This window comes from Xanthomonas sp. LMG 12460 (assembly GCF_009192895.1).
Taxonomy (GTDB): Bacteria; Pseudomonadota; Gammaproteobacteria; order Xanthomonadales; family Xanthomonadaceae; genus Xanthomonas_A; species Xanthomonas_A sontii.
The window spans coordinates 1-23,484 of sequence record NZ_NKUH01000074.1; the positions used below are offsets into that span (position 1 = coordinate 1).

A 23,484-nucleotide genomic window follows, 5' to 3' on the forward strand; every position below is an offset into this window, starting at 1 on the left:
GGTTGGGGTGAGGGTCGGTCGCCCAGCAGCGCATCGCCCGCCGCGATACTCGTGGGCTCGCCCCTCCGCGCAGCGTCGCGCATCCCCCGCAGCCGCCGCCTCACCCCTCCCGCAGCACAGCCCGCCCACGGATCAGATCCGCAGCACGCTCGGCGATCATCATCGTCGGGCCGTTGGTGTTGCCGCTGACCAGGCGCGGCATCACCGAGGCGTCGACCACGCGCAGGCCGTCGAGACCGCGCAGGCGCAGCTGCGGGTCGACCACCGCCTGCGCATCGCTGCCCATCCGGCAGGTGCCGATCGGGTGATAGATGGTTTCGGCCTTGGCGCGGATGAAGGCGATCAGCCCGGCCTCGTCCAGGTCCTCGCGTGCCGGCAGCAGCGGCGCGCCGCGCCATGCATCGAACGCCGGCTGCTGCAGGATGTGCCGCGCCAGGCGCGCGCATTCCACCAGCATGCGCAGGTCGAAGCCGTCGGGATCGCTCAGGTAGTTGGCCTGGATCCGCGCCGGCGTGCGCGGGTCGGCGTCGTTGAGCGCGATGCGGCCGCGGCTGCGCGGCTGCAGGTGGCAGGCGTGCAGGGTGAAGCCGTCGCCGGGCAGGCGGTTGCGGCCGTGGTCGTCGAGCATGGCCGGCACGAAGTGCAACTGGATGTCGGCGCGCGCGTCCGGCGCCAACGGCGAGTGGATGAAGCCGCCGGCCTCGGCGATGTTGCTGCTGCCGGCGCCGCGGTGCCCACGCAGGAAATAGTCGAAGGCGATCTTGGCCTGGTTGCGACGGTCGTAGCTGATCCCCGGGCGGGTGCGGTACAGCGTGCACACGTCCAGGTGATCCTGCAGGTTGGCACCGACCTGCGGCTGGTCCAGCTGCACCGCGATGCCGTGGCGGCGCAGCGCATCGGCCGGGCCGATGCCCGAGAGCATCAGCAGCTGCGGCGAGTTCACCGCGCCGGCGCTGAGCAGCACCTCGCGCGCGGCGCGCGCCTGCACCTCGCGGCCGTCCTGCGCATAGGCGACGCCGACCACGCGTCCGCCTTCGATCAGCAGGCGCAGCACCAGCGCGTCGGTGACCACCTGCAGGTTGTCCCGCGCGCGCGCCGGCGCTAGGTAGGCGACCGCGGCCGAGCAGCGTGCGCCGTCCTTCTGGGTGACCTGGTACAGGCCCACGCCTTGCTGCTGCGGGCCGTTGAAATCGGGATTGTGCGGGAAGCCCGCTTCCTGCGCGGCCGCGATGAACACGTCCGAGAGTGGGTTGTGGTAGCGCAGGTCGGAGACGTGCAGCGGGCCGTCGCCGCCGTGCAGCGCATCGCCACCGCGGCTGTTGCATTCGCTGCGGCGGAAGTAGGGCAGCACGCCGCGCCAGTCCCAGCCGTCGGCGCCGTCGGCCGCCCAGTCGTCGTAGTCGGCGGGCACGCCGCGCACGTAGCACATCGCGTTGATCGAGCTGGAGCCGCCCAGCACCTTGCCGCGCGGCCACCACAGGCGGCGGTCGTTCAAGGCCGGCTCGGCCTCGGTCAGGTAGTTCCAGTTGATGCGGCGGTTGCTGGCCAGGCGCGCCAGGCCCGCGGGCATGTGGATGAAGGGATTGCGGTCGCGCGGCCCGGCCTCGATCAGCAGCACCTTGCAGTCGCGGTCCTCGCTCAGGCGGTTGGCGAGCACGCAGCCGGCCGAGCCTGCGCCGATGATGATGTAGTCGTACACCCGCGGTGTCCCCTGAGTTCCTGGCGCCGACGCTAGTCGCCGAGGATAGAGCATATGCTCGGCGCGGCCGTTCGCCGCGCGCGATGCGCGTACGGCGCGGGCGGTGGATCGCGCACGCGCTGGCGGTGTTGCGGTGCATCAGCTACCGTGCGCGTTTTCCGCCCCCCGAAAATCGCCATGTCCCGTTCTTGCGCGAGGGTCCGTCGCCAATGAGCGCCACCCCGCATGCCCCCGGTGCGCTGGCGCGGCTGCGCGGTGCCCTGCGCGATTCGCCGCCGCTGGCGTGGGCATTCCTGTACTTCTTCTCGCTGCTCAGCGGCTACTACGTGCTGCGGCCGGTGCGCGAGGCGATGGGCGCCTCCGCCGACGTGGCCGCGGTGTTCCCGCCGGCGATGATCGCGTTCTTCGCCGCGCACGGCATGCCGCTGAAGGAATTCGCGCTGCAGGTGCTGTTCACCTGCACCTTCCTGATCATGTTGTTGCTGCAGCCGATCTACGGGGCGCTGGTCAGCCGCTATCCGCGGCGGGTGTTCCTGCCGGTGGTGTACGGCTTCTTCATCGCCACGCTGCTGCTGTTCTACGTGCTGTTCGACAGCGGCGTGCCCGGGCGCGGCATGGCCTTCTTCCTGTGGATTTCGGTGTTCAACCTGTTCGCGGTGGCGGTGTTCTGGAGCTTCATGGCCGATGTCTTCAGCAACACCGAAGCGCGCGCCTGCTACGGCTACATCGGCGCCGCCGGCACGCTCGGCGCGTTCCTGGGGCCGGTGATCGCCAGCAGCCTGGTCGAACGCATCGGCATCGCCAACCTGATGCTGGTGTCGGCCGGCTTCCTGGTGGTCAGCGTGGTGTGCCTGCTGCGCCTGCGGCTGTGGGCGGTCGCCCGCGAACGCGAGCGCGGCGTGGTCGGCGGCGAGGCGCCGATGGGCGGCGACGTGCTGGCCGGGCTGAAGCTGATCGCGCGCGAGCCGCTGCTGCGCTGGCTGGCGCTGATGTCGGTGTTCGGCGTGGGCGTGGGCACCCTGCTGTACAACGAACAGGCGGCGATCGTGCGCCGCCTGTACACCGATGCGGCGGCCAGTACCGCCTTCTACGCGAACATCGACCTGGCGGTGAACGCAGTGACCCTGGTGCTGCAGTTGCTGGTCACCCGCGCGCTGCTGTCGCGCTTCGGCATCGGGCCGGCGCTGCTGATCCCCGGCTGCGCGATCCTGCTCGGCTATTCGGTGCTGGCGGTGTCGCCGCTGCCGATGCTGGTGGCGGTGGTGCAGGTGGTGACCCGCGCCGGCGAGTTCTCCCTGGCCAAGCCGGCCCGCGAGACCCTGTACACCCGGGTCGGCCGCGAATGGCGCTACAAGGCCGGCGCGGCGATCGATACGGTGATCTACCGTGGCAGCGACCTCAGCTTCGCGTGGTTGTACAAGCTGCTGTCGGGGTTCGGCTCGCAGGTGGTGTTCGTCGCGGGCCTGCTGGCCGCCTCCGGCATGACCCTGGGCGCGTGGCGGCTGCTGCGCGAGGCGGCCAAGCTGCCGCCGGAACGCACGCCGCCAACGCGCTGAGCCGCCGCCGCGTGGCGGGGGACTGGCCGCCCATCGGGCCGCTGGCTATGCTGACGCCCTGTCTCCTGTGCCGGATAGCACGATGATCCTGTTGGCTTCGATCCTGGTCGGCGCGGTCGCGCTGCTGCACGTGTACATCCTGGTGCTGGAGATGGTCCTGTGGACGCGTCCGCTGGGCATGAAGGTGTTCCGCAATTCGCCGGAGAAGGCGCAGGCCACGCGCGTGCTGGCGGCCAATCAGGGGCTCTACAACGGCTTCCTCGCCGCCGGCCTGGCCTGGGGCCTGGTCGCGCAGCGGGTCGACGTGATGCTGTTCTTCCTCGGCTGCGTGGTCGTGGCCGGCCTGTACGGCGGCTGGAGCGTCAGCCGCCGCATCGTGTTCGTGCAGGCGCTGCCGGCAGCGCTGGCGATCGCGGTCGTGCTGCTGGCGTACTGAGCCGCGTATCGCACACCGCACACCGCACACCGCACACGCGACGCTGCGATCAGGGCGAGGCCGTGGCCGGCACGCGTGGCGACACCCACATGGCGATGCGCGCGAAGCACACCACGTGCTCGTGCGTATCGCGGATCTCCACGCTGACCGGCAGGTCGTAACCACGCTCGGCGGCGACGATCGCCACGTCCGGCGTGGCCACCGCCTGCATCGGACCCACCGCCTTGCTGCGGTAGTCCACCTGCATGCCCTTGGGGATCCAGCGCATCGACGGCGGCAGGCTGGCGTCGACCATCACTCCACCGGCCAGTTCCGCCAGGTTGCACAGGGCGATCGCGTGTACCGTGCCGATGTGGTTGCTGACCCGCCGCCGGTGCGCGATGCGCGCCTCGCAGCGGCCCGGCTCCAGGACGGTGATGCGCGGGGCGATGCTGGCGAAGTAGGGCGCCTTGAAGCACACCGCACGCGAGAACAGCCAGGATCCCCCGGGCCAGCCTTGCATGCGGCGGTAGAGCGAGAGCAGTCGGCTCATTGCAGTTCCCCCGAACGCACGACGGCGGACCGAAGTCCGCCGTCGTGGGTGTCGCATGGCCAGGACGATCAGGCCGCTTCGCGCGAATGCCCGTCGTCGGCCGCCGCCGCGGCACGCTGGTAGTAGCTGGCAGAGCGCAGCTCGTCGGTGTCGAAGTCGTCGACGCTGATCGTGTCCATGGTGATCTCGCGCAGCTCCTCCAGCTGACGGCGCTCGTCGGCCGACAGCACGCCTTGGCGCACCGCCTCGTCCAACTGCGAGGCGAAGTCCAGCGATTCGATGCCCTTGCTCTTGAGCGCCTTCAGGAACTTGCGCTCCACCGGCTCGGCCAGCACCGCCTTGGTCAGGTAGCTGGCGATGCGGCCGCCGGGGTTGTTCTCGCACGGGGTCAGGAACACGCCCTGGCCCAGGCGATCGCGGGCTTCGTTCGGCGTCATCAGCAGCGCGGCGACGCGGTGGCCCAGGCGGTCGCCCGGCGCTTCGGCGCGGCGGCCCCAGGGGAAGATCAGCGCCCACATCAGCCAGCCGACCGGACGGATCGGGAAGTTGCGCAGCGCCGCCGACAGCGCCAGCTCGATCTTGTGCACGCTGTCGTGGAAGGCCCAGGCCAGCAGCGGCTGGTCGGTGGCCGGCGCGCCGTCGTCGTGGTAACGCTTGAGCATGGCGCTGGTCATGTAGATGTGGCTCAGCACGTCGCCCAGGCGCCCGGACAGCGACTCCTTGAACTTCAGCTTGCCGCCGAGCATCAGCATCGACACGTCGGCCATCAGCGCCAGGTTCGCCGAGTAGCGGTCCAGCTTGCGGAAGTAGCGGCGGGTGTAGGCATCGCCCGGCGCGGCGCCGATGCGCGCGGCGGTCAGGCCGAACCACAGCGAACGCACCGCGTTGGAGATGGCGAAGCCGATGTGGCCGAACAGGTTGCGGTCGAACTCGTCGACGCCGGCCTTTTGATCCGGATTGCCGGCGGCCTTCATCTCCTTCATCACCCACGGATGGCACAGGATCGCGCCCTGGCCGAAGATCAGCAGGCTGCGGGTCATGATGTTGGCGCCTTCCACAGTGATCGCGATCGGCGCGGCCTGCCAGCTGCGGCCGGCGAAGTTGCGCGGGCCGAGGATGATGCCCTTGCCGCCGACCACGTCCATCACGTCGCTGATGACCTCGCGGCTCATCGTGGTGCAGTGGTACTTGGCGATCGCCGACGGCACCGACGGCACGTCGCCGCGGTCCACCGCCGCGGCGGTGGCCTGCGACAGCGCGCTTATCGCATAGGCCTTGCCGCCGATCCGCGCCAGCGCCTCTTCCACGCCTTCGAAGCGGCCGACCGACAGGCCGAACTGCTTGCGGATGCGCGCATACGCGCCGGTGACGACCGCGCCGAACTTGGCGCCGCCGCTGGCGGTGGAGGGCAGGGTGATCGAGCGGCCGACGGCCAGGCACTCGTTGAGCATGTTCCAACCCTTGCCGACCATTTCCACGCCGCCGATCAACTGGCTCAGCGGGATGAACACTTCGCGGCCATGGATCGGGCCGTTCTGGAACGGCGAGTTCAGCGGGAAGTGGCGGCGGCCGATCTCGACCCCCGGGGTCTCGCGCGGCAGCAACGCCAGGGTGATGCCGATGTCCTTGGTGTCGCCGATCAGGCCTTCCGGGTCGTACATGCGGAACGCCAGGCCGACCAGGGTCGCCACCGGGGCCAGGGTGATGTAGCGCTTGTCGAAGGTCAGCTTGACGCCGAGCACGTTGGCGCCGTTCCACTCGCCCTTGCAGACGATGCCGTAGTCGGGGATCGAGGTGGCATCGGAGCCGGCGAACGGACCGGTCAGGCCGAAGCAGGGCACTTCCTGGCCCACCGCCAGACGCGGCAGGTAGTAGTCCTTCTGCTCCTTGGAGCCGTAATGCAACAGCAGTTCGCCCGGGCCCAGCGAGTTGGGCACGCCGACGGTGGAACTGACCACGCTGGAGACCGAGGCGATCTTCTGGATCACCTTGTGGTGGGCCAGCGCGGAGAAGCCCAGGCCGCCGTATTCCTTCGGAATGATCATGCCGAAGAACTTGTTCTTCTTGATGAAGCTCCAGATCTCCGGCGGCAGGTCGGCGTGGACGTGGGTGATTTCCCAGTCGTTGGTCATCCGGCACAGTTCTTCGACCGGGCCATCGAGGAAGGCCTGCTCTTCGGCGGTCAGCTGCGGCTTGGGATAGTTCAGCAGCTTCTGCCAGTCCGGGTCGCCGGTGAACAGCTCGCCTTCGAAGCCGACCGAGCCGGTTTCCAGAGCGATGCGCTCGGTCTGCGACAGCGGCGGCAGCACCTTGCGGAACACCTTCAGCATCGGCGCGGTGAGCAGCGGCTTGCGCACGAACGGCAACAGCAGCGGCATCGCGACCACCGCCAGCACGACGGCCGCGACGATGGTGGCGACGTGGTTGGCGCCGAGCAGCCAGCACGCGACCAGCAGCGTGGCGCTCAACGCGGCCCAGACGGCGAGCCGCATGCGGTGATAGGCGGCGAACGCGCCGGCCAGCAACAACACGAGGAAGGGGGCAATGATGCTCATGGGCGTGCTCCGGGGAGGTACTCGGTGACGGCGGACGATGCGCCGGCGCAGGCCGGTGGCAGGGCGTCCAGGTAGTGCAACACAGTGGCGGTAAATGCGGCGTTGTCGTCGCCGGCCAGCATATGCGTGGCTTCGGGCAGATGCGCATGCTGCGCATGCGGCACCAGCGACAGGAACTCTTCGATGGTCTGTGGCGTGACCAGATCGCTGCGGCCGCCGCTGATCAGCAGCAGTGGGCACTGCACGTGTGCGGCGGCCTGCGCGATCGCGCCCTGGTGCTGGTCGCTGTCGCGCGCCAGCTCCTCGACCAGGCGCGGGTCCCAGTGCCAGTACCAGCGGCCGTCGGCGTGTTGCCGCAGGACGCTGCGCAGCGCTTCGGGCGACTTGCGCGCGCGCTGCGGCAGGTAGGCGGCGATCGCGTCGCCGGCCTCGTCCAGGCTGGCGAAGCCCTGCGGATGCGCGGTCATGAAAGCGAGGATGCGTTCGACCCCGGCCGGCTGCCAGCGCGGGGTGATGTCCACCAGCACCATCGCGCGGAACAGGCCCGGCCAGCGCGATTCGGCGATCAGCCCGAACAGCCCGCCCATCGAGGCGGCGACCAGCACCGGTGGCGGCGACATCTCGCCGGCGACCACGATCAGGTCGTCGGTGAACTGCTCGCCGCGATAGGGCAGGTCCGCCGGGTTGCGTGCGGAGTCGCCATGGCCGCGCGCGTCGTAGGCGACGCTACGGTACCCATGCGCCTGCAGCGCCGTGGCGGTCGCCGACCAGGCATGCCGGGTCTGGCCGAAGCCATGCGCGAACAGCACCGATCCCGCTTCGCCGGGACCGGTGACGGTCGCGGCCAGCGCCAGCTCGCCGGCACCCGAGAGGGTAGCCGAGGCGGCATGCGGGACGGTGGCGGAAGCGGAAACCATACGAGATAGTATGGTTGCTCTGCGCGGCATGTCAATACGATGCAGTATGGGTGCGAAAAGCCAATGCTGCCGGGCATTTGCGCCGCCTTCGTGAAGGCCACATACTGCAACCGACGTCCCCGTATGGTTAAATCCACGGATGAATACCGCGCCCGCTCCCTCCTCCGACGACGGCGCCGCTTCTGGCGGTGGCCGTAACAACCGGCTCAGCGCCGAAGACTGGGCGCAGGCCGCCCTGGACCTGATCGCCGAACAGGGCGTCAGCGCGGTGGCGGTGGAGCCGCTGGCGCGGCGCCTGGGCGTCACCAAGGGCAGCTTCTACTGGCATTTCCCCTCGCGCGATGCGCTGCTGCAGGCCGCGCTGGAGCGCTGGGAACTGGTCGAGCAGCAGCAGGTGTTCGGCAGCCTGGAAGAGGTGCCGGATCCGCGCACGCGGCTGCGCGCGCTGTTCCAACTGGTCGCGCACGAGGTCAAGCCGCACATCATCTACAGCGAGTTGCTGAAGGCGCTCGATCATCCCGCGGTGCGGCCGGTGATCGACCGGGTCTCGCAGCGGCGCATGGAGTATCTGATCGCCTCGTTCCGCCAGGCCGGGCTCAGCCGGACCGATGCGCAACATCGCGCACGCCTGGCCTATGCCGCCTACGTCGGCTTCCTGCAGCTGTCGCTGCAATTGCACCAGCCCAAGCAGGCGCGCGAGGACTTCGAGGCCTACGTCGAACACGTCATCGTGACCTTGATTCCCGGCTGATCCCTGTGCAGTGGCGCCGTCGGCAGTGAATGCTGACGCATACCTGGTGATCGCATAAAAAAACTGGCGCATAAAAAACGGCCCCTTTCGGGGCCGTTCTTGTTACCGGAACATCCGTCGGCATCAGAACCGCTGGGTGTATTGCATGAACAGGTAACGGTCGTAGTCCAGCATCGGATCGATGGACGAGGAGCTGTTGTTGGTCAGCGAGTAGGTGATCGGCGGCTGCTTGTTCCACACGTTGCGAGCACCCACGGTGACCGCGCCGTTCCAGGGGGCCGACCAGGTCATCGAGACGTCCTGATAGGTGATGGCGCCCTTCTTGTTGGCACCCACGCCACCGCCCCAGCCGGCGTTGGGGGTCTGGTAGTCGGGCTCGTTGCACTCTTCGGCGTACTGGCAGTAGTCGCGGTAGCCGCCGTAGTAGCGCAGGTTCCAGCTGGCCGACAGGTCGCCCTTGACCCAGTTCACGCCGAGCGTGGCCCGAACGCGCGGGTAGTTCCAGTAGCCCGCGTAGTCGTTCCAGGGGCTGCCCTTGTCGCTCTGCTGCCGGAACGCAACCAGGTAGTTGCTGTCCAGTCGCAGCGAGAACTGGCCGACCGCGAATTCCGGCAGGCGATAGTTCGCGACGAAGTTGTAGCCTTCGGTTTCCAACGCGCCCAGGTTGGTGTTGCCGCGGCTCAGGCTGACCACCTGGCCGGTGGCAGCATCGCGGGTGTAGTTACAGAACGAGGTGACGCCGTTGTAGCACTGGTTCAGCACATAGGTTGCGCTGACCGCGGTGATCACGTTGGAGATGCTGATCTTGTACCAGTCGAGCGAGAAGTCCAGGCCCTGCACCCAGTGCGGGCTGAAGACCAGGCCGACCGTGCGGGTCTTGCTGTATTCCGGCTGCAGCGTTGCGTTGCCCACCCCGGCCTGGAACGCGGAGTTGCTCTGCGTTTCGCGTGCGCTGACCGGCCTGCCGGCGTTGTCGGTCTGGCGGAAGTTCGTCGAGAGGCCTTCCGAGGCGCAGCGCGCTGCCACGGCGGGCGTGGACAGCTGGCCGAAGCGCGCATCGCACGGGTCGGTGAAGGGATCGAAGGACTGCGAGCCGCCGCCGAAGGTGTCGTCCAGGGTCGGGGCGCGGAAACCCTTGCCGTACGTGCCACGCACCAGCAGATCCTCGACCGGCTTCCAGGTCAGGCTGAACTTGCTGTTGGTGGTGTTGCCGAACCGGTCGTAGTCCGAATAACGGCTCGCCACGTCGAACGAGAGTTCCTTGGCGAACGGAACGTCCTTCAGGACCGGAATCATCAATTCCAGGTAGGCTTCGTTGGTCTTGTACTTGCCCGTGGTCGGCGCGGCGGCCAGGTCGGTGGTGTAACCCGCGCTGGAGAGCTGGTCCGGGTAATCGTAGCCGCTGACTTCGCGGTGCTCGACGCCTGCCGCGAACGCGAATTCGCCTGCCGAACCCGGCATGTCGAACAGGCCGCCGGTAATGTTGGCGAAGTACTGCTTGCTCACGCTCTGCTGGGTGGCCTGGCCGAGGGTGCTGATGTACTTCAGCGCGTCGGCGGTGGACGCGGACGGGCCCCCGAGGATGTTGAATGGCGTGCACTGCCCGGCTGCCAGGCTGGTGCCCAGCGCGATCGGGTTGGCCGCGGTACCGCACTGGACGACGCCCTGGGCGTTCAGGAACGACGGTCCCAGGGCCTTCTGCAGCGCCAGCAGGTTGATGTTGCCGGTGCCGATCTGGGTGACGTCGTACTTGTTGTAGTTCATGCCGACGTCCCAGTTCCAGCCATGGGTGCCGACATTGAACGCGCCTTCTAGGGCGGCGTCGAAGTGGAAGCTCTTGACGTTGTTTTCAGAGACGCGCGGGATTTCCGTGATGCGACGGAACCACGAGGTGATGTCCTGGCCGACCGGGTTGTAGTAGCTCTGGCCGCTGATGGAGACCGGGAAGGTGCGCTGCGAGGTCGCGCTCAGCGGATAACCGCCGACCTGGCGCGTGGAGTCACGCTCGGAGTACATCGCCGTCGACTTGAAGGTGATGTTCTCGTTGAGATCGAAGCTGCCGGAGGTGAAGACCGACTTGGTCTCATTGCCCTGCGCCAGCATCATCTGCTGGGTGACGTTGAAGCGATCGTCGGTGGTCAGGCCGTTGTGGTAGTTGGCGAGGTTGCGCGAATCGGCGCCGACGCCGTTGCCGTCCCACGAACCGGTGTGGTTGAGGACGTAGGTGCTGCCGTTGTAGTTGAAGCGGCCCCACGGGCCGGTGGCGCTCAAGCCGTCCAGCGGGTGGTTCGGCCCAAAGGTGGTGCGGGTCAACTCGCGGTCCTTCGCGAACACCGGATCTTCCTTGGTGTAGCTGGCGCCGAACACGAGCGAGGAGTGGTCGCCGCTGGCGCCCAGGGTGATCGAGTACGACTGCTTCTGGCCGTCGCCGCGGCCGTTCTGGCCGAACAGCGCCGAGGCTTCGGCACCTTCGAAATTCTTGCGCAGGATGATGTTGACCACGCCGGCAACGGCGTCGGAGCCGTAGATCGCCGAGGCGCCGTCCTTCAGCACTTCGATGCGATCGATCAGGGCGCTGGGGATGGTCGACAGGTCGGTGTAGCCGGCCAGGCTGGAGGTCCAACGCTTGCCGTTCACCAGTACCAGGGTGCGCTGCTCGCCCAGGTTGTACAGGTTGACGTACTGGCCGCCCTGTTCCGCGTTCGAGGTCAGCACCGCTGCCTTGCTGAACGTCTGGGTGCCGGAGACGGTGAGGTTCTGCAGGATGTCGCCGACGCTCACCAGGCCGGACTTCTTGATCTCCTCAGAGGATACGGTGAAGACCGGCTGGGCGGTCTCGACGTCCACCGAACGGATGCGCGAACCGGTGACTTCGATGCGATCCAGGTTGGTGGCGCCGCTGGTGCTCGCATCCTGAGCGAAGGCTGCGCCAGTGCTGCCGCCAGCGCCCACGACCAGCGCGAGCACCACTGCATCGCGCAGTTTGTTGGTCTTGCAATTCATTAGTTATCTCTCCGAATGAGATTGGGTAAAGCCCATGGTTGCCTGTGGGCGGAATCGAAAGTGCGATTCCAAATCCCTTCAGGGTGCCTGGATGGTATCCCGGTCGGAGGAAGAATTAAAGTCCCGTTAACAAAGCGGTGTTTTGACGTGAATTGGAGTAAAAATCACGTATCCATCACAAAATGCGGTGTGATGAGGCGGCGCTTGCCGCAAGTGGTCGCTACAGATCCTGCTCGTAGCGCACGTAGGGGATGGTCCCCTCTTCGGTGCTGATGTTGTTCGGCGAGAACGGGTTCTTGCCGCGGGTGATGACGTTCTCGGCGCCCACGGTCAGCTGGCCGCTCCATGGGGTCCGCCAGGTCAGGCCCACGCCCAGGCCGGTCCACTTGCCGGGTTGGCCGGGGGCGTCGACGACACGGCCGATCACGTTGGCGCTGAACGAGCCGTAGCCGCCGCCGATGCTCAGGCTCTTGCTGTCCCAGCGGTCGAGCATGGCCGGGGTGGCGTCGGCGATCGGCACCAGGCGCGCCTTGGCGTAGGTGCCGCCGATCGAGACGAAGCCCTCGCGGCCGATGTTCTGCTGCGCGAAGACGGTCAGGTCGTTCTGCTCCATCCGCATAGACGGCGTCTTGTTGGCGCCGGCCAGCCAGGCGGGGAGGTTCTCGCGGCCGGTGCCCGCCGACAGCGACAGGCGCCCGCCGGGGCGGTTGAAAGTGGTGGTGGCGGCGACATGGTGGCCGGTGGTGCCGTCGTCGTCGCCCAGGCTGGCCAGCATGCAGTGGCTGGCCAAGCCGCTGATGCTGCCGCCGCTGGCACTGTTGCACAGCAGGCCCAGCGAGTCGCCGGAGGACAGGCCGAACGCGGCATCCAGGGAGTTGCGGCCGAAATGCCAGCGCGCGCCGACCGCCTGTTCGCCGGTGGGCTCCAGGTACAGCAGCGCCTCGACCTTGCCGCTGCCCTTGTTCCAGACCGGCAGCACGGTGCGGTCGTGACCAGTGGCAGGCTTGCTCTGCGCGTGCGCGCCCGTGCTCGCCGCAAGGGCGATCAGCAGGGCGAGCGGTAGGCGCAGGAAGGGTCGCATCAGCAATCTGAGACTTGGGGCGGGCACGAAAGTTCCCGCCGGACAGGGTGGTCGATGCTAGAGGGTTTATGTTTCTTTAACAAGTCGGACTCCCCGGTCGCGACGCGCGTTTCAGCTAGTGCAAGCGCTCCGAGGACGTCGGTTCAGCCTGCGTTACGGCAAACAATACTCCGAATTCCGTCAAGGGGAAGTCATAGTGGCGGCCGCAGAACTCGCAGCGGATCTCAACTTGGCCGGTCGCCTCGGCCGCCGCCCGCGCTTCTTCCTCGCCGAGCGAGCGCAGCATCGCCGCGACCCGCTCGCGCGAGCACGAGCAGCCGAAGCGCAGCGGGCGGTCGCCGAGCAGTTCCGGGGTCTCCTCGTGGAACAGCCGGTGCAGCAGGGTTTCGGCCGGCGTGGCCAGCAGTTCGGCCTCGCCGACGGTCTCGAACAGCGCGCCGGCGCGGTTCCAGCCGTCCTCGTCGCCGGCGTCGCCCGGCAGCTTCTGCAGCAGCAGGCCGGCGGCGTGCGTACCGTCGGCGGCCAGGATCAGCCGCGTCGGCAACTGCTCGGACTGGCGGAAGTAGTCCTCGAAGGCTTCGTCCAGCTCGGCCGAGGACATCGCCACCAGACTCTGGTAGCGCTGCGGTTCGCGCGGGTCCAGGCCGGGGTTCTCGATGGTGATCGCCAGCAGGGCATCGTCGCCGAGCACGCGCAGGTCGCGCGGCGCGTCCTGGCCTTCGCCCAGCTGGACGATGCCGCGCAGCGTGCCGGCGGCGGTGCACTCGGCGAACAGGGTGCGCAGCGCGCCCTGGCTGCGCAACTGCACCGACAGGCGCCCGTCGACCTTGGTATGGCCGGTGAACAGGGCCGCGGCGACGCAGGCCTCGCCCAGCAGTTCGGTGGCCGCGGCGGGATAGCTGGCCGGCGCCAGGATCTCGCGCCAGGTGTCGTGCAGGCGCACGTGCACGCCGCGCACGCCGGCGCCGGGGAGCAGGAAGCGGGTCAGACGATCGTCGGAAGAATGCATTGCGGCCTCGCTGCGCATGGGAAGATGGCGACCGCACGAGAGTGGATCGTCACGGTGGACCAGATCGAAGAAAGCATAGGAATGGGGGCGGGGCGCCGCGATGCAAGTGGCGCCCTTCCGGCGCGTCCACGGGCCAGGCGCTGGCGGCGCTGGCTGCTGCTGGCGCCGTTGCTGTTCGTGCTGGCGAGCGTGTCGCAGGTGTTGCTGCTGCGCTTCGTCGACCCGCCGTTCTCGGCGATGATGCTGGAGCACCAGCTTGGCGCCTGGGCCAGTGGCGACTGGTCGTACCGCATCGCGTACGACTGGCGCGACACCGCGCAGATCGCGCCGAGCCTGCCGATCTCCCTGGTCGCCGCGGAGGACCAGCGCTTCCCAAGCCATCACGGTTTCGATCTGGATGCGATCGAGAAGGCGCGCGACCACAACGCGCGCGGCGGCCGTCTGCGCGGCGCCAGCACCATCAGCCAGCAGGTCGCCAAGAACGTGTTCCTGTGGCAAGGCCGCAGTTGGTTGCGCAAGGGCCTGGAGGCCTGGTACACGGTGCTGATCGAGGCGCTGTGGTCGAAGCAGCGCATTCTGGAGGTGTACGCCAACGTCGCCGAGTTCGGCGACGGCGTGTATGGCGCACAGGCGGCGGCGCGCAGCTTCTGGAACAAGGACGCGGCGCAGCTGACGCCGGCGCAGAGCGCGCTGCTGGCGGCGGTGCTGCCGGCGCCGCAGCGCTACAACGTCGCGCGTCCCGGCCCGTACGTGCAGGGACGCGCCAACTGGATCCAGCGCCAGACCCGGCAACTCGGCGGGCCCGCCTACCTGCAGGCGCCATAGGCTTGAAGCCCCTCTCCCACCGGGAGAGGGGTTGGGGTGAGGGTACGGCGGCGCGCGCGAATTGGGCTCGGCGGTACCCGTACCCTCATCCGCCCCTTCGTGACACCTTCTCCCAGTGGGAGAAGGGAGGAGTTCGTCAGGCGCCGCGCGCCGCTGGTGAACCCGCAGGCGGCTCCGTACCATCCGCCGATGGAATCCGAACGTCTTACCGTCGTCGTCACTGCGTTCAACGAGGCGCAGACCCTGCCGCTGTTGCACCCGCGCATCGTCGCTGCGCTCGACGCCGTGCCGGGATTGGAGGGGCGGGTGCTGTACGTCGACGACGGCAGCCGCGATGCGACCTGGGAGACGATCCAGACGCTGGCCGCGTCCGATCCGCGGGTCGGCGCGCTGCGTCTGTCGCGCAATTTCGGCAAGGAACTGGCGCTGACCGCCGGTCTGGACTGCGTCGATCGCGGCGCGGCGATGCTGCTGGACGCCGATGGACAGGATCCGCCGGAACTGATCGGACAGTTCGTCGCGCATTGGCGCGCCGGCTACGACGATATCTACGGTACGCGCCTGGTGCGCGAAGGCGAGGGCTGGCTCAAGCGCGGCACCGCGGCGCTGTTCTACCGGGTGATCGGGCGCCTGTCGAAGACGCCGATCCCCGCCGATACCGGCGATTTCCGCCTGCTGTCGCCGCGCGCGCTGGCCGCGCTGCGGCAGTTGCGCGAGCGCCACCGCTTCATGAAGGGCCTGTTCGGCTGGATCGGTTTCCGCCGCCTGGCGGTGCCGTACCGGCGTGCGCCGCGGCTGGCCGGGCGCAGCAAGTTCAGCCTGTGGCGGTTGTGGAACTTCGCCCTGGACGGCATCACCGGCTTCTCCACCGCGCCGTTGCGGGTGGCCACCTATCTCGGGCTGGCGACCGCCGTCGGCGCCTTCCTGTTCGCGATCTGGGTGGTGGTCAAGGCGGCGCTGTGGGGCGACCCGGTGGCCGGCTGGCCGACGATGATGGCGGTCATCCTGTTCCTGGGCGGCGTGCAACTGATCGCGCTGGGCCTGATCGGCGAATACCTGGGCCGGCTGTACGAGGAATCCAAACAGCGACCGCTGTACCTGGTGGAGACCTGGCGTGCGCCGGGCGAAGGAGTATGCTCGGCCGTGCGATCCAGCGAACCGGGAGGCAGCGATGCGGACGGTACGGCAGGTCTTGAGCGAAAAGGGCAATGAGATCCACGCGGTCGCGCCGGACACGGCGGTGATCGAGGCGCTGCGGCTGATGGCCGCCAAGGGCATCGGCGCGGTGCTGGTGCTGCAGGACGGACAGCTGTCCGGGATCCTGTCCGAGCGCGATTACGCACGCAAGGTGGTCCTGCAGGACCGCTCCTCGGCGACCACGCCGGTGCGCGACATCATGAGCAGCAGGGTGCACACCGTGGACCCGTCGCAGAGCGTGCAGCAGTGCATGGAACTGATGACCGGGCAACGCATCCGCCACCTGCCGGTGGTGGACGCCGGCACCGTGATCGGCGTGATCTCGATCGGCGACCTGGTCAAGGCGGTGATCGAAGAGCAGCGCGAGGAGCTGGATCAGTTGCAGGAATACATCAGGAGCTGAGGGGCTGGGAATCGGGAGTGGGGAATCGGGAATAGGAAGTCAAAAGCAACGATCCCCTGCAGCCATCCGTGCATCGTCGCCTGACAAGATCGATACGCGGAACGCGCTTTTGCTCTCGCGATTCCCTATCCCCGATTCCCCACTCCCGGCTTCAACGGCCGCACTGAATATCCTTGCCCGGCCCGGTCTCGATGGTGGCCAGCAGCGCCGCTGGCGGGGCGATGCTGCCCAGGGCGACAGCGATCGCGCCGCGCAGGCCCAGGGCCTTGAGGTCGGGGCGGAAGCTGGGGTCCTTGAAGGTGCCGCCGACGCGCAGCGGCGAGCGCAGGGCGAGGATGCTGTGGTCCTTGGGTTGCGCCTTCAGCAGCAGGTCCAGGCGTTCCTGGCCCAGGTCGATGGTGCCGCTGCCGACCAGCAGGGTGTCGGTGCTGTCGAAGGCCAGGCCGCGCGAGGTCATCACTCCGTGCTGCACGCCGAAGTCGCCGAACGCACAGCGTACCGGGATCTCGCGGTCCTTGGTCACCAGATACTTCAGCGATTCGGCGATATCCAGGCCGGCCAGCTCCATCACCAGATTGCTGATGCGGCCCTTGCCCATGCCGACGGCGACGCTGCCGTCGGCGCTGCCGAGCATCTGCGCGATCGAGTTGCCGCTGCCGGCCAACGCGATCTCGCCGCCGATCGCGCCCGCCGCTTCCTTGGCCAGTTTGCCGTCGGGGAACAGCTTGCCCAGCTGCACGCCGCGGATCGACACCTGCGCGCGGGTGAACAGCGTGGGCTTGCGTGCATCCATGCGGATGTCCGAGCGCAGGTCGCCGCCGGCCACGCCGAAGTTCAGCGGTTGCAGCAGCAGCACGCCGTCGTCGAGCTTCAGATGCGCATCCATGTCGTCCAGCGGCAGCGACGGCGCATTGATGCGCTGCGCCTTCCAGCGCACGTCGGCATCCATCGCGCGCAGCTTGCCGAGGTCGTATGGGGTGGACGGCAGCACCTTGTCGGTGGCGGCGAGCTTGGCCGCCTGCGCCTTCTGCTCGGCATTGGCGGTCTCGCCGGCGCCGGTGCGCGGCGGCGCGCCGACGAAACCGGCCAGGTCGTCGAAATCCAGCCGCTGCGAACGCAGGTCGGCGCGCAGGAACGGGCGCTGGCCCGCAGTGTCGATCTGCACCGTGCCGGCCAGGTCGCTGTCGCCGGCGCGGCCGCGGAAGTCCTGGTAGCGCCAGCGATCGCCGTCGCGCTGCAGGCGTCCGTCCAACTGATAGGGCGGGGTGGAGGGGATGGCGATGCCCAGCAGCGGATACAGATGGGCCATGTCGGTGCCGGCCAGTTGCAGTTGCAGGTCGAACACGCGCAACTGGAACGGATTGGTCAGGGTGCCGCGCATGTGCGCGCGGGTGCCGCCGGCGCTGCCACGCAGGTCGACGCGGAACGGATGGTCGCTCTCGCTCAGTTCCAGCGGCGAGGCGGTACTGCCTTTCAGGGTGAAGGGATTGCCGCGCCAGCGGCCGTCGCCGCTGACTGCGATCGGCGGGGCGGCATCGCCACGGCGGCGCTGCCCGACCTGGCTGTCGACGGCGATGTCGATCTCGGTGCGCCCGGCCGGATCCTGGAAGCGCAGATGTCCCTGTTGTACCAGCAGGGCGCCGAGCACGACCGGATGGCCGCCGTCGGACTGGCCGAGCACCCAATTGCCTGGCTGTCCGTTCGGTCCGGTTTCCAGCAGCAGATCGGGCTTAGTCAGGCGGATCTCGGGGATGCGCAGGCGGCCGCGCAGCAGCGGCCACAGCGCGATATCCAGTTCGGCGCGGTCGGCGCTGGCCATCTGCGCCTGCTTCGACCAGTCGGCATTGGCGAAGCGCAGGCCATCGCCGCGCACGGTGACGATGCGTCCCAGGTCCACGTCGAGGTTGCCGTCGATATGGAAGGCGCGGCCGGTGCGCGCCTGCACCGCGCGTTCCACTGGCGCCTTGAACCAGTTCCAGTCGAAGATCAGGATGATGACCAGCAGGAGCAGCACCAGCGCGCCGAGCACGAACGGCCAGCGCCGCAGGCGGCCGTCGTTGCGCCGCCAGGGCCAGGAGCGGCGGCGTGCGCCGGATGCGGAAACGGGGTCGCGAGCCATGCGGCCATCCTAGGCAGCCGCCGTGCACGGGGTGCGAAAGCGATCGCCGCCTCAGAGCACCTGACCGGTCACCGCCACGAAGTGGCAGACGCTGCCGGCGAGGACGAACAGATGCCAGATGGCGTGGAAGTAGCGCACGGTGTCGCGCTGGTAGAAGTAGGTGCCGAGGGTGTAGAACAGACCGCCGGCCAGCAGCCAGCCCAGGGTCCAGGCGTCGACGGAGCGTAGCAGCGGTTCGATCGCCACCACGATCAGCCAGCCCATCGCGATGTACAGGATGGTCGACAGCAGGCGGAAGCGACCAGTGAAGAACAGCTTGAAGATCACCCCGGCCACGGCGATGGTCCAGATCGCCGCGAACAGGCCCCAGCCCCACGGGCCGCGCAGGCCGATCAGGGTGAACGGGGTGTAGGTGCCGGCGATCAGCAGGTAGATCGCGCAGTGGTCGAAGATCTGCAGGCGCGCCTTGGCGCCGGGATGCGGGATGGCGTGGTACAGCGTCGAGGCCACATACAGCAGCAGCAAGGTGACGCTGAACACGATGGCGGTGGCGAGCTGCCAGCCGTCGCCGTAGATGGCGGCCAGGGTGATCAGCACCGAGCCGCCGGCCAGCGCGGCGATGGCGCCGAGGCCGTGGGTCAGGGCGCTGGCCAGTTCGTCGCGCCAGTCCGTGGAAGGCTGCGCGTCGGCGTTCGAGTAGGCGGGCGACCGGTCTGCATCCATGGGCCCGCACGGTACCGCAATTGCGAGCGGTTCGCATCCGCTGCGGCGCAACACCGCGCCGCCGGTTGGGCGTGCGCTCAGCCGGCGCACGCCCGCGGTCACATGGCGGTCATTCCACCGCCACGCTGTGCGCGTGTTCGCGCGTGGCGGCGAAGCGCACGTCCGGCGCGCGTTCCTGCGCCAGTTGCAGGTTGACCCGGGTCGGCGCCAGGTAGACCAGTTCGCCGGCGGCGTCGATGCCGAGGTTCATCGCGTTCTTCTCGCGGAACTCTTCCAGCTTCTTGGGGTTGTCGCAGTGCACCCAGCGCGCGGTGACCACGCCCACCGGTTCGAAGCTGGCGTCCACGCCGTACTCGTCTTTGAGCCGGTAGGCGACCACGTCGAACTGCAGCGTGCCGACCGCACCGAGGATCAGGTCGTTGCTCATCAGCGGGCGGAAGAACTGGGTGGCGCCTTCCTCGGACAGCTGCGCCAGGCCCTTCTGCAACTGCTTGAGCTTGAGCGGGTCGCGCAGGCGCGCGCGGCGGAACAGTTCCGGGGCGAAGTTGGGAATGCCGGTGAACGACAGCGACTCGCCTTCGGTGAAGGTGTCGCCGATGGAGATGGTGCCGTGGTTGTGGATGCCGATGACGTCGCCGGGATAGGCCTCGGCGGCGATCTCGCGGTCGCTGGCCATGAAGGTCAGTGCGTTGGCCAGCTTGACCTCCTTGCCGGTGCGCACGTGCAGGGTCTTCATGCCGGCGGCGAAGCGGCCCGAACAGATGCGCATGAACGCGACGCGGTCGCGATGCTGCGGATCCATGTTGGCCTGGATCTTGAACACGAAGCCGGTCAGCTTGTCCTCGCCGGCCTGCACCTGGCGGCCGGTGGTGGCGCGCGGCTGCGGCGGCGGCGCGTGCTCGGCGAAGAAGTCCAGCAGCGGCTGCACGCCGAAGTTGTTGACGCCGGAGCCGAAGAACACCGGGGTCTGCTTGCCGGCGCGGTAGGCGTCCAGGTCGAAGGCGTGGCTGGCGCCCTGCACCAGTTCCAGTTCCTCGCGCAGGTCGGCCAGCATCTGTGCGCCGATCTTCTCGGCCAGGCCGGGCGCGTCCAGCGACGGGAAGATGGTCGAGTCCTGGCGGGTGAAGTTGCGGCCGGGCTCGTACAGGTGCACTTCGCCGGTCACCAGGTGCACCACGCCCTTGAGGCGCTGGCCCATGCCGATCGGCCAGGTCACCGGCGCGCATTCGATGCCGAGCACGGTCTCGACCTCGTCGAGCAGGTCGATCGGATCCTTGCCCTCGCGGTCGAGCTTGTTGATGAAGGTCATGATCGGCGTGTCGCGCAGCCGGCACACCTCCATCAGCTTGATGGTGCGCTCTTCCACGCCCTTGGCAACGTCGATCACCATCAACGCCGAGTCCACCGCGGTGAGCACGCGGTAGGTGTCCTCGCCGAAGTCGGCGTGGCCGGGGGTGTCGAGCAGGTTGATGATCTTGCCTTCGTACGGGAACTGCATCACCGACGAGGTCACCGAGATGCCGCGCTCCTTTTCCAGCGCCATCCAGTCCGAGGTGGCGTGGCGGGCGGCCTTGCGGCCCTTCACCGAGCCGGCCATCTGGATCGCCCCGCCGAACAGCAGCAGCTTTTCGGTCAGCGTGGTCTTGCCGGCGTCGGGATGGGAAATGATGGCGAAGGTGCGGCGGCGCGCAGCTTCGGTGGCGACTTCGGACATGGGCGGCACGCCCGCAAGGGGCGTCATCGGCAACGGAGGAAGCCGCCGATTATAGCGGGCTTCCCGCGGCGGCCGTTCAGTTGAGCAGCCAGGGGTGCGGGCGCTTGCTGGATTGGCGTGCCACCAGGTTGTAGACGATGACCATGCCGAGCAGCAGCAGGCTCCAGGCTGGTGCCAGCCAGTGCGGTGCCACCGCGCCGGGCAGGCCGACCTGGCCGATGCTGATGGCGCCCAGCAGCGTCAGTGCGCAGTGCGCCACGACCAGCGCCAACACGCTGCGCGGCCAGCGCAGGCAGGCCAGCAGGATGGTGCTGGCAAGCAGGGTCCCGGTCAGGGTGATCGACACCGTCAGTGGGTAGTAGGCGGTCGGGGCGTGTCTGAGCAGCCCGAGCAGCCAGGACAGGCCCAGCCACGGCAGCATCGCCGCGATCGCGCATTTCAGCACCACTTGGTTGAACAGCGTGCCGATCTGCCCGGGTGCGCCCAGGCCGGGCAGCAGGGCGCTTTCCATCAGGCCGAGGTTGCCGTGCTTGCGCCACAGCCACAGTCGTTGCAGGAACTTCGCGCTGGACAGGTTGGCCATGACGTTGGCGAGGATCAGCGGCAGCGTCGGCGATTGCGTGCCCACCAGCAGCAGCGTCCACAGCAACACCAGCGACGGCATGACGAGGACGGCCAGCGCGGTGCCGGCCGCGCTGCCGGGAGCGAAACCTGGACCGAGTGCGAAGCGCATGGCGCGTTCCGGTGCGCCGTGCAGGCCTGAGGGAACGCTGGGGCGCGCGATGCCTTGCATCCACCCACGGCGCCCGGTTTGCGATGCGACCACCTGCCTGATCGCGCCATCGCCGGGCAGGCGCGGCTGCAGGTTCATCCACAGCGGACGCAGCCAGGGAGCGAGCGCGACGGGCCGAGGCGTGCTGGCGCGGCGGTACGCCCACGTCGCGCCCGCGACGCACGCTGCAGCGATGGCCAGCATGGTGCTGCGCGGGTACGCGTCCAATGGCACGCCGACCCAGTAGTGCAGCATGAAGCCGAGGGGCGGCAGGCACAGCAGTGCGGTACTGGACCACGCTGGCGCTGTCGCCAGCAGCAGCCCGCCGGACGCGCACAGCAGCAGCGTCGGTGCCGTCAGGCTGGGATCGCTGCCGCGCGGCACGTACAGCAGGACCGGCACCAGCACGGTGCCGGCCACCGCCAGTGCGAACAGGCGCGCGAAGCGCTTGCGCAGCCCCGGAAGGCGCAGACGATGCGCCTGCTCGAGCAGGCTCAGCAAGCGTGCGCCGAGTCGTGCCCAGAGCAGCAGCACGATGGGACAGGTCAGCACCAGCGGCGATGGTGGATTGTCGACCCACGTCAGGGCCAATGCCGCGGCGATCACCCAGGGGTAGACCCATCGGGTCCTGCCCGATGCCGCGTACAGCAGGCGCAGATCGGCGAGCAGGCGCTTCATCCCGCCACCTCGATGAACAGGTCCTCCAGGCCGAGCCGGTCGATGCGCAGACCGGGCACGCCGAGCAGGGCGGAAGGCGGTTCGCTGGCGTGCAGCAGTACGGCGGTGCCGCCGTCGGCGCTGCGGCGCCGTGCGAGTTCGCCGCGCAGCACGGCGTCGCCGAGCAGCGCGGCGGCGGCCGACGGCAGCGTGAGTCGCAACACGCTGTCCTTGAGTTCGTCCAGCGGCTGGTCCAGCAGCAGCCGGCCCTGGTGCAGGAAGGCCACGCGCGAGGCCACACGTTCCAGGTCGCTGACGATGTGGCTGGAGAACAGCACGGTGGTACCGGCATCGCAGGTTTCGGTGACGATCTCGCGCATCAGGTCGCGGCGCGCGACCGGATCCAGCGCCGAGGCCGGTTCGTCGAGCACCAGTAGCGCCGGCCGCGCCGCCAGCGCCCGCACCAGGGCCAGACGCTGGGCCTGGCCGGGCGAAAGCGTGTCGATGCGCTGGCGGCGGTCCAGTTCCCAGCGCTGCAGCAGCGTGTCGGCGCGCTGCGGGTCCCAGTGCGGATAGAGCTGCGCGGCGAAGGCGAGCAGTTCCGTCACGCGCATCCAGCCGAAGGCCTGGGGCTGCTGGGGCACGAAGCCGATGCGCGCCTTGCGCGCGTCGTCCAGGCGCAGCGCCGGACCGCCGAATACGCGCGCCTGGCCGCGCTGCGGCTGCAGCAGGCCGAGCAGGCAGGCCAACAGTGTGCTCTTGCCGGTGCCGTTGCGGCCGATCAGCCCGACGACCTCGCCGCGCCCGATCTGCAGGCCCACGCCCCGCAGCACGTCGCTGGCACCGAACGCCAGGTGCAGGTCGTGCGCCGCCAGCGGCAGGTCCATGTCCAGATCGGTCTGGATTGCGCTTTGCATCGCCACGCTATTCATCGCCAGGTTCTCCAAACAACTGTTCAAGACGTTCGATCACGGGAGGCGCCGGCAGGCCCAGTTCGCGGCAATGCCGGACCAGTTCCTGTAGCCGGGGTTCGATCAACTCCAGGCGCTGCCGTTGCGGTGCGGCGGCGGTCGCGGCCACCGCCATGCCGCGGCCGCGCAGGCGTTCCAGCACGCCCTCGGCTTCGAGCTGGCTGTAGGCGCGCGAGACCGTCATCGGGTTCACCGCGTGGACCGCGGCGACCTCGCGCACCGAGGGCAGGCCGTCGCCCGGGCGCAGTTGCCCGGCGGCGACCAAGCGGCGGATCTGCTCGGCGATCTGCCGGTAGATCGGCTCGGGGGCGCTGGGTTGCACGTGGAGGTGGGTTGCATCCATGTGTATTAATACATCAATACACTTGGCGGATGTCAATGCGTTTGCCGACGAACGGCAGGCGGCGCGCTCAGGGTGGGGCGGGGTGGGCGAAGAGCAATTCGCCCAGCGGGCCGGGCCTCCGGAACGGGCCCGATTCCAGGCGCAGGACTCGGGTGGGCTGGACGGCGAAAAGACGGTGCGGGCCGCGTCTCAGGCCGGGGTTGTCGGGCGAGCCGAGGCGG

The 23,484-nt window shown here is 68.7% G+C and carries 19 protein-coding genes; 6 read left to right on the plus strand and 13 right to left on the minus strand.

Features of this window, described 5'->3' with window-relative positions; translation table 11 throughout:
• Positions 1-100: 100 nt before the first annotated feature.
• The gene (locus CEK66_RS14965; protein ID WP_152237434.1) at positions 101-1,699 is read right to left on the minus strand and encodes a choline dehydrogenase; all 1,599 of its coding nucleotides are present in this window, start codon (positions 1,697-1,699) and stop codon (positions 101-103) included.
• Positions 1,700-1,908: 209 nt separating this feature from the next.
• Here CEK66_RS14965 and CEK66_RS14970 point away from each other — a divergent pair, with 209 nt between their 5' ends.
• Together CEK66_RS14970 and CEK66_RS14975 are read left to right on the plus strand one after the other, a co-directional pair.
• A complete protein-coding gene (locus CEK66_RS14970; RefSeq protein ID WP_043091861.1) occupies positions 1,909-3,255 on the plus strand; it encodes an MFS transporter in 1,347 nt (448 codons plus the stop codon).
• Between the two features lie 82 nt (positions 3,256-3,337).
• On the plus strand, positions 3,338-3,691 hold the full coding sequence (locus CEK66_RS14975; protein WP_152237435.1) for a DUF1304 domain-containing protein: 354 nt from the start codon (positions 3,338-3,340) through the stop codon (positions 3,689-3,691).
• 49 nt (positions 3,692-3,740) lie between these two features.
• Here CEK66_RS14975 and CEK66_RS14980 read toward each other — a convergent pair whose 3' ends face one another.
• The 3 genes from CEK66_RS14980 to CEK66_RS14990 all read right to left on the minus strand — a co-directional run bounded on the left by CEK66_RS14980 (position 3,741) and on the right by CEK66_RS14990 (position 7,695).
• The gene (locus tag CEK66_RS14980) at positions 3,741-4,223 is read right to left on the minus strand and encodes a hotdog fold domain-containing protein (RefSeq protein ID WP_152237436.1); all 483 of its coding nucleotides are present in this window, start codon (positions 4,221-4,223) and stop codon (positions 3,741-3,743) included.
• Between the two features lie 68 nt (positions 4,224-4,291).
• Positions 4,292-6,778, minus strand: a complete 2,487-nt coding sequence (locus tag CEK66_RS14985; RefSeq protein WP_152237437.1) for an acyl-CoA dehydrogenase — start codon at positions 6,776-6,778, stop codon at positions 4,292-4,294.
• Positions 6,775-7,695 carry an alpha/beta hydrolase gene (locus CEK66_RS14990; RefSeq protein WP_152237438.1) on the minus strand — a complete coding sequence of 307 codons (921 nt, stop codon included), beginning with the start codon at positions 7,693-7,695 and terminating at the stop codon, positions 6,775-6,777. Before CEK66_RS14990 ends, CEK66_RS14985 begins: the two co-directional genes overlap by 4 nt.
• Positions 7,696-7,834: 139 nt before the next feature.
• On the opposite strand from CEK66_RS14990, the gene CEK66_RS14995 reads away from it, so the two are divergent.
• On the plus strand, positions 7,835-8,446 hold the full coding sequence (locus CEK66_RS14995) for a TetR/AcrR family transcriptional regulator (protein ID WP_017910473.1): 612 nt from the start codon (positions 7,835-7,837) through the stop codon (positions 8,444-8,446).
• A 123-nt stretch (positions 8,447-8,569) separates the two neighbouring features.
• On the opposite strand, the gene CEK66_RS15000 is transcribed toward CEK66_RS14995, so the two are convergent.
• The 3 genes from CEK66_RS15000 to CEK66_RS15010 all read right to left on the minus strand — a co-directional run bounded on the left by CEK66_RS15000 (position 8,570) and on the right by CEK66_RS15010 (position 13,539).
• Positions 8,570-11,449: a TonB-dependent receptor gene (locus tag CEK66_RS15000; protein WP_152237439.1), complete on the minus strand. Its 2,880-nt coding sequence runs from the start codon at positions 11,447-11,449 to the stop codon at positions 8,570-8,572.
• 220 nt (positions 11,450-11,669) lie between these two features.
• The gene (locus tag CEK66_RS15005; RefSeq protein ID WP_148827644.1) at positions 11,670-12,530 is read right to left on the minus strand and encodes a hypothetical protein; all 861 of its coding nucleotides are present in this window, start codon (positions 12,528-12,530) and stop codon (positions 11,670-11,672) included.
• A 115-nt stretch (positions 12,531-12,645) separates the two neighbouring features.
• Positions 12,646-13,539 (minus strand): Hsp33 family molecular chaperone HslO, encoded by an 894-nt coding sequence (locus CEK66_RS15010; RefSeq protein ID WP_026143742.1) that lies wholly within the window; start codon positions 13,537-13,539, stop codon positions 12,646-12,648.
• Positions 13,540-13,620: 81 nt separating this feature from the next.
• Between CEK66_RS15010 and mtgA the strand changes: the two genes are divergently transcribed.
• The 3 genes from mtgA (at position 13,621) to CEK66_RS15025 (ending at position 15,964) form a co-directional block, all read left to right on the plus strand.
• Positions 13,621-14,364, plus strand: coding sequence for a monofunctional biosynthetic peptidoglycan transglycosylase (gene mtgA, locus CEK66_RS15015; RefSeq protein WP_152237444.1), 744 nt, complete (start codon positions 13,621-13,623; stop codon positions 14,362-14,364).
• A 189-nt stretch (positions 14,365-14,553) separates the two neighbouring features.
• Positions 14,554-15,576, plus strand: a complete 1,023-nt coding sequence (locus CEK66_RS15020) for a glycosyltransferase family 2 protein (protein WP_148827664.1) — start codon at positions 14,554-14,556, stop codon at positions 15,574-15,576.
• Entirely contained in the window at positions 15,536-15,964 is a 429-nt protein-coding gene (locus tag CEK66_RS15025) for a CBS domain-containing protein (RefSeq protein ID WP_043090869.1), read from the plus strand. Before CEK66_RS15020 ends, CEK66_RS15025 begins: the two co-directional genes overlap by 41 nt.
• A 151-nt stretch (positions 15,965-16,115) precedes the next feature.
• Here CEK66_RS15025 and CEK66_RS15030 read toward each other — a convergent pair whose 3' ends face one another.
• The 6 genes from CEK66_RS15030 to CEK66_RS15055 all read right to left on the minus strand — a co-directional run bounded on the left by CEK66_RS15030 (position 16,116) and on the right by CEK66_RS15055 (position 23,263).
• On the minus strand, positions 16,116-18,083 hold the full coding sequence (locus CEK66_RS15030; RefSeq protein ID WP_152237440.1) for an AsmA family protein: 1,968 nt from the start codon (positions 18,081-18,083) through the stop codon (positions 16,116-16,118).
• Between the two features lie 51 nt (positions 18,084-18,134).
• Positions 18,135-18,806: a hemolysin III family protein gene (locus tag CEK66_RS15035; RefSeq protein WP_017912941.1), complete on the minus strand. Its 672-nt coding sequence runs from the start codon at positions 18,804-18,806 to the stop codon at positions 18,135-18,137.
• Positions 18,807-18,915: 109 nt separating this feature from the next.
• Positions 18,916-20,520 carry a peptide chain release factor 3 gene (locus CEK66_RS15040; RefSeq protein ID WP_152237441.1) on the minus strand — a complete coding sequence of 535 codons (1,605 nt, stop codon included), beginning with the start codon at positions 20,518-20,520 and terminating at the stop codon, positions 18,916-18,918.
• Positions 20,521-20,596: 76 nt separating this feature from the next.
• Complete coding sequence (locus tag CEK66_RS15045) at positions 20,597-21,970, minus strand: hypothetical protein (protein WP_152237442.1); 1,374 nt, start codon at positions 21,968-21,970, stop codon at positions 20,597-20,599.
• A complete protein-coding gene (locus CEK66_RS15050; protein ID WP_152237443.1) occupies positions 21,967-22,866 on the minus strand; it encodes an ABC transporter ATP-binding protein in 900 nt (299 codons plus the stop codon). Before CEK66_RS15050 ends, CEK66_RS15045 begins: the two co-directional genes overlap by 4 nt.
• A gap of 7 nt (positions 22,867-22,873) precedes the next feature.
• On the minus strand, positions 22,874-23,263 hold the full coding sequence (locus CEK66_RS15055; protein WP_017910488.1) for a GntR family transcriptional regulator: 390 nt from the start codon (positions 23,261-23,263) through the stop codon (positions 22,874-22,876).
• Between the last annotated feature and the right edge of the window lie 221 nt (positions 23,264-23,484).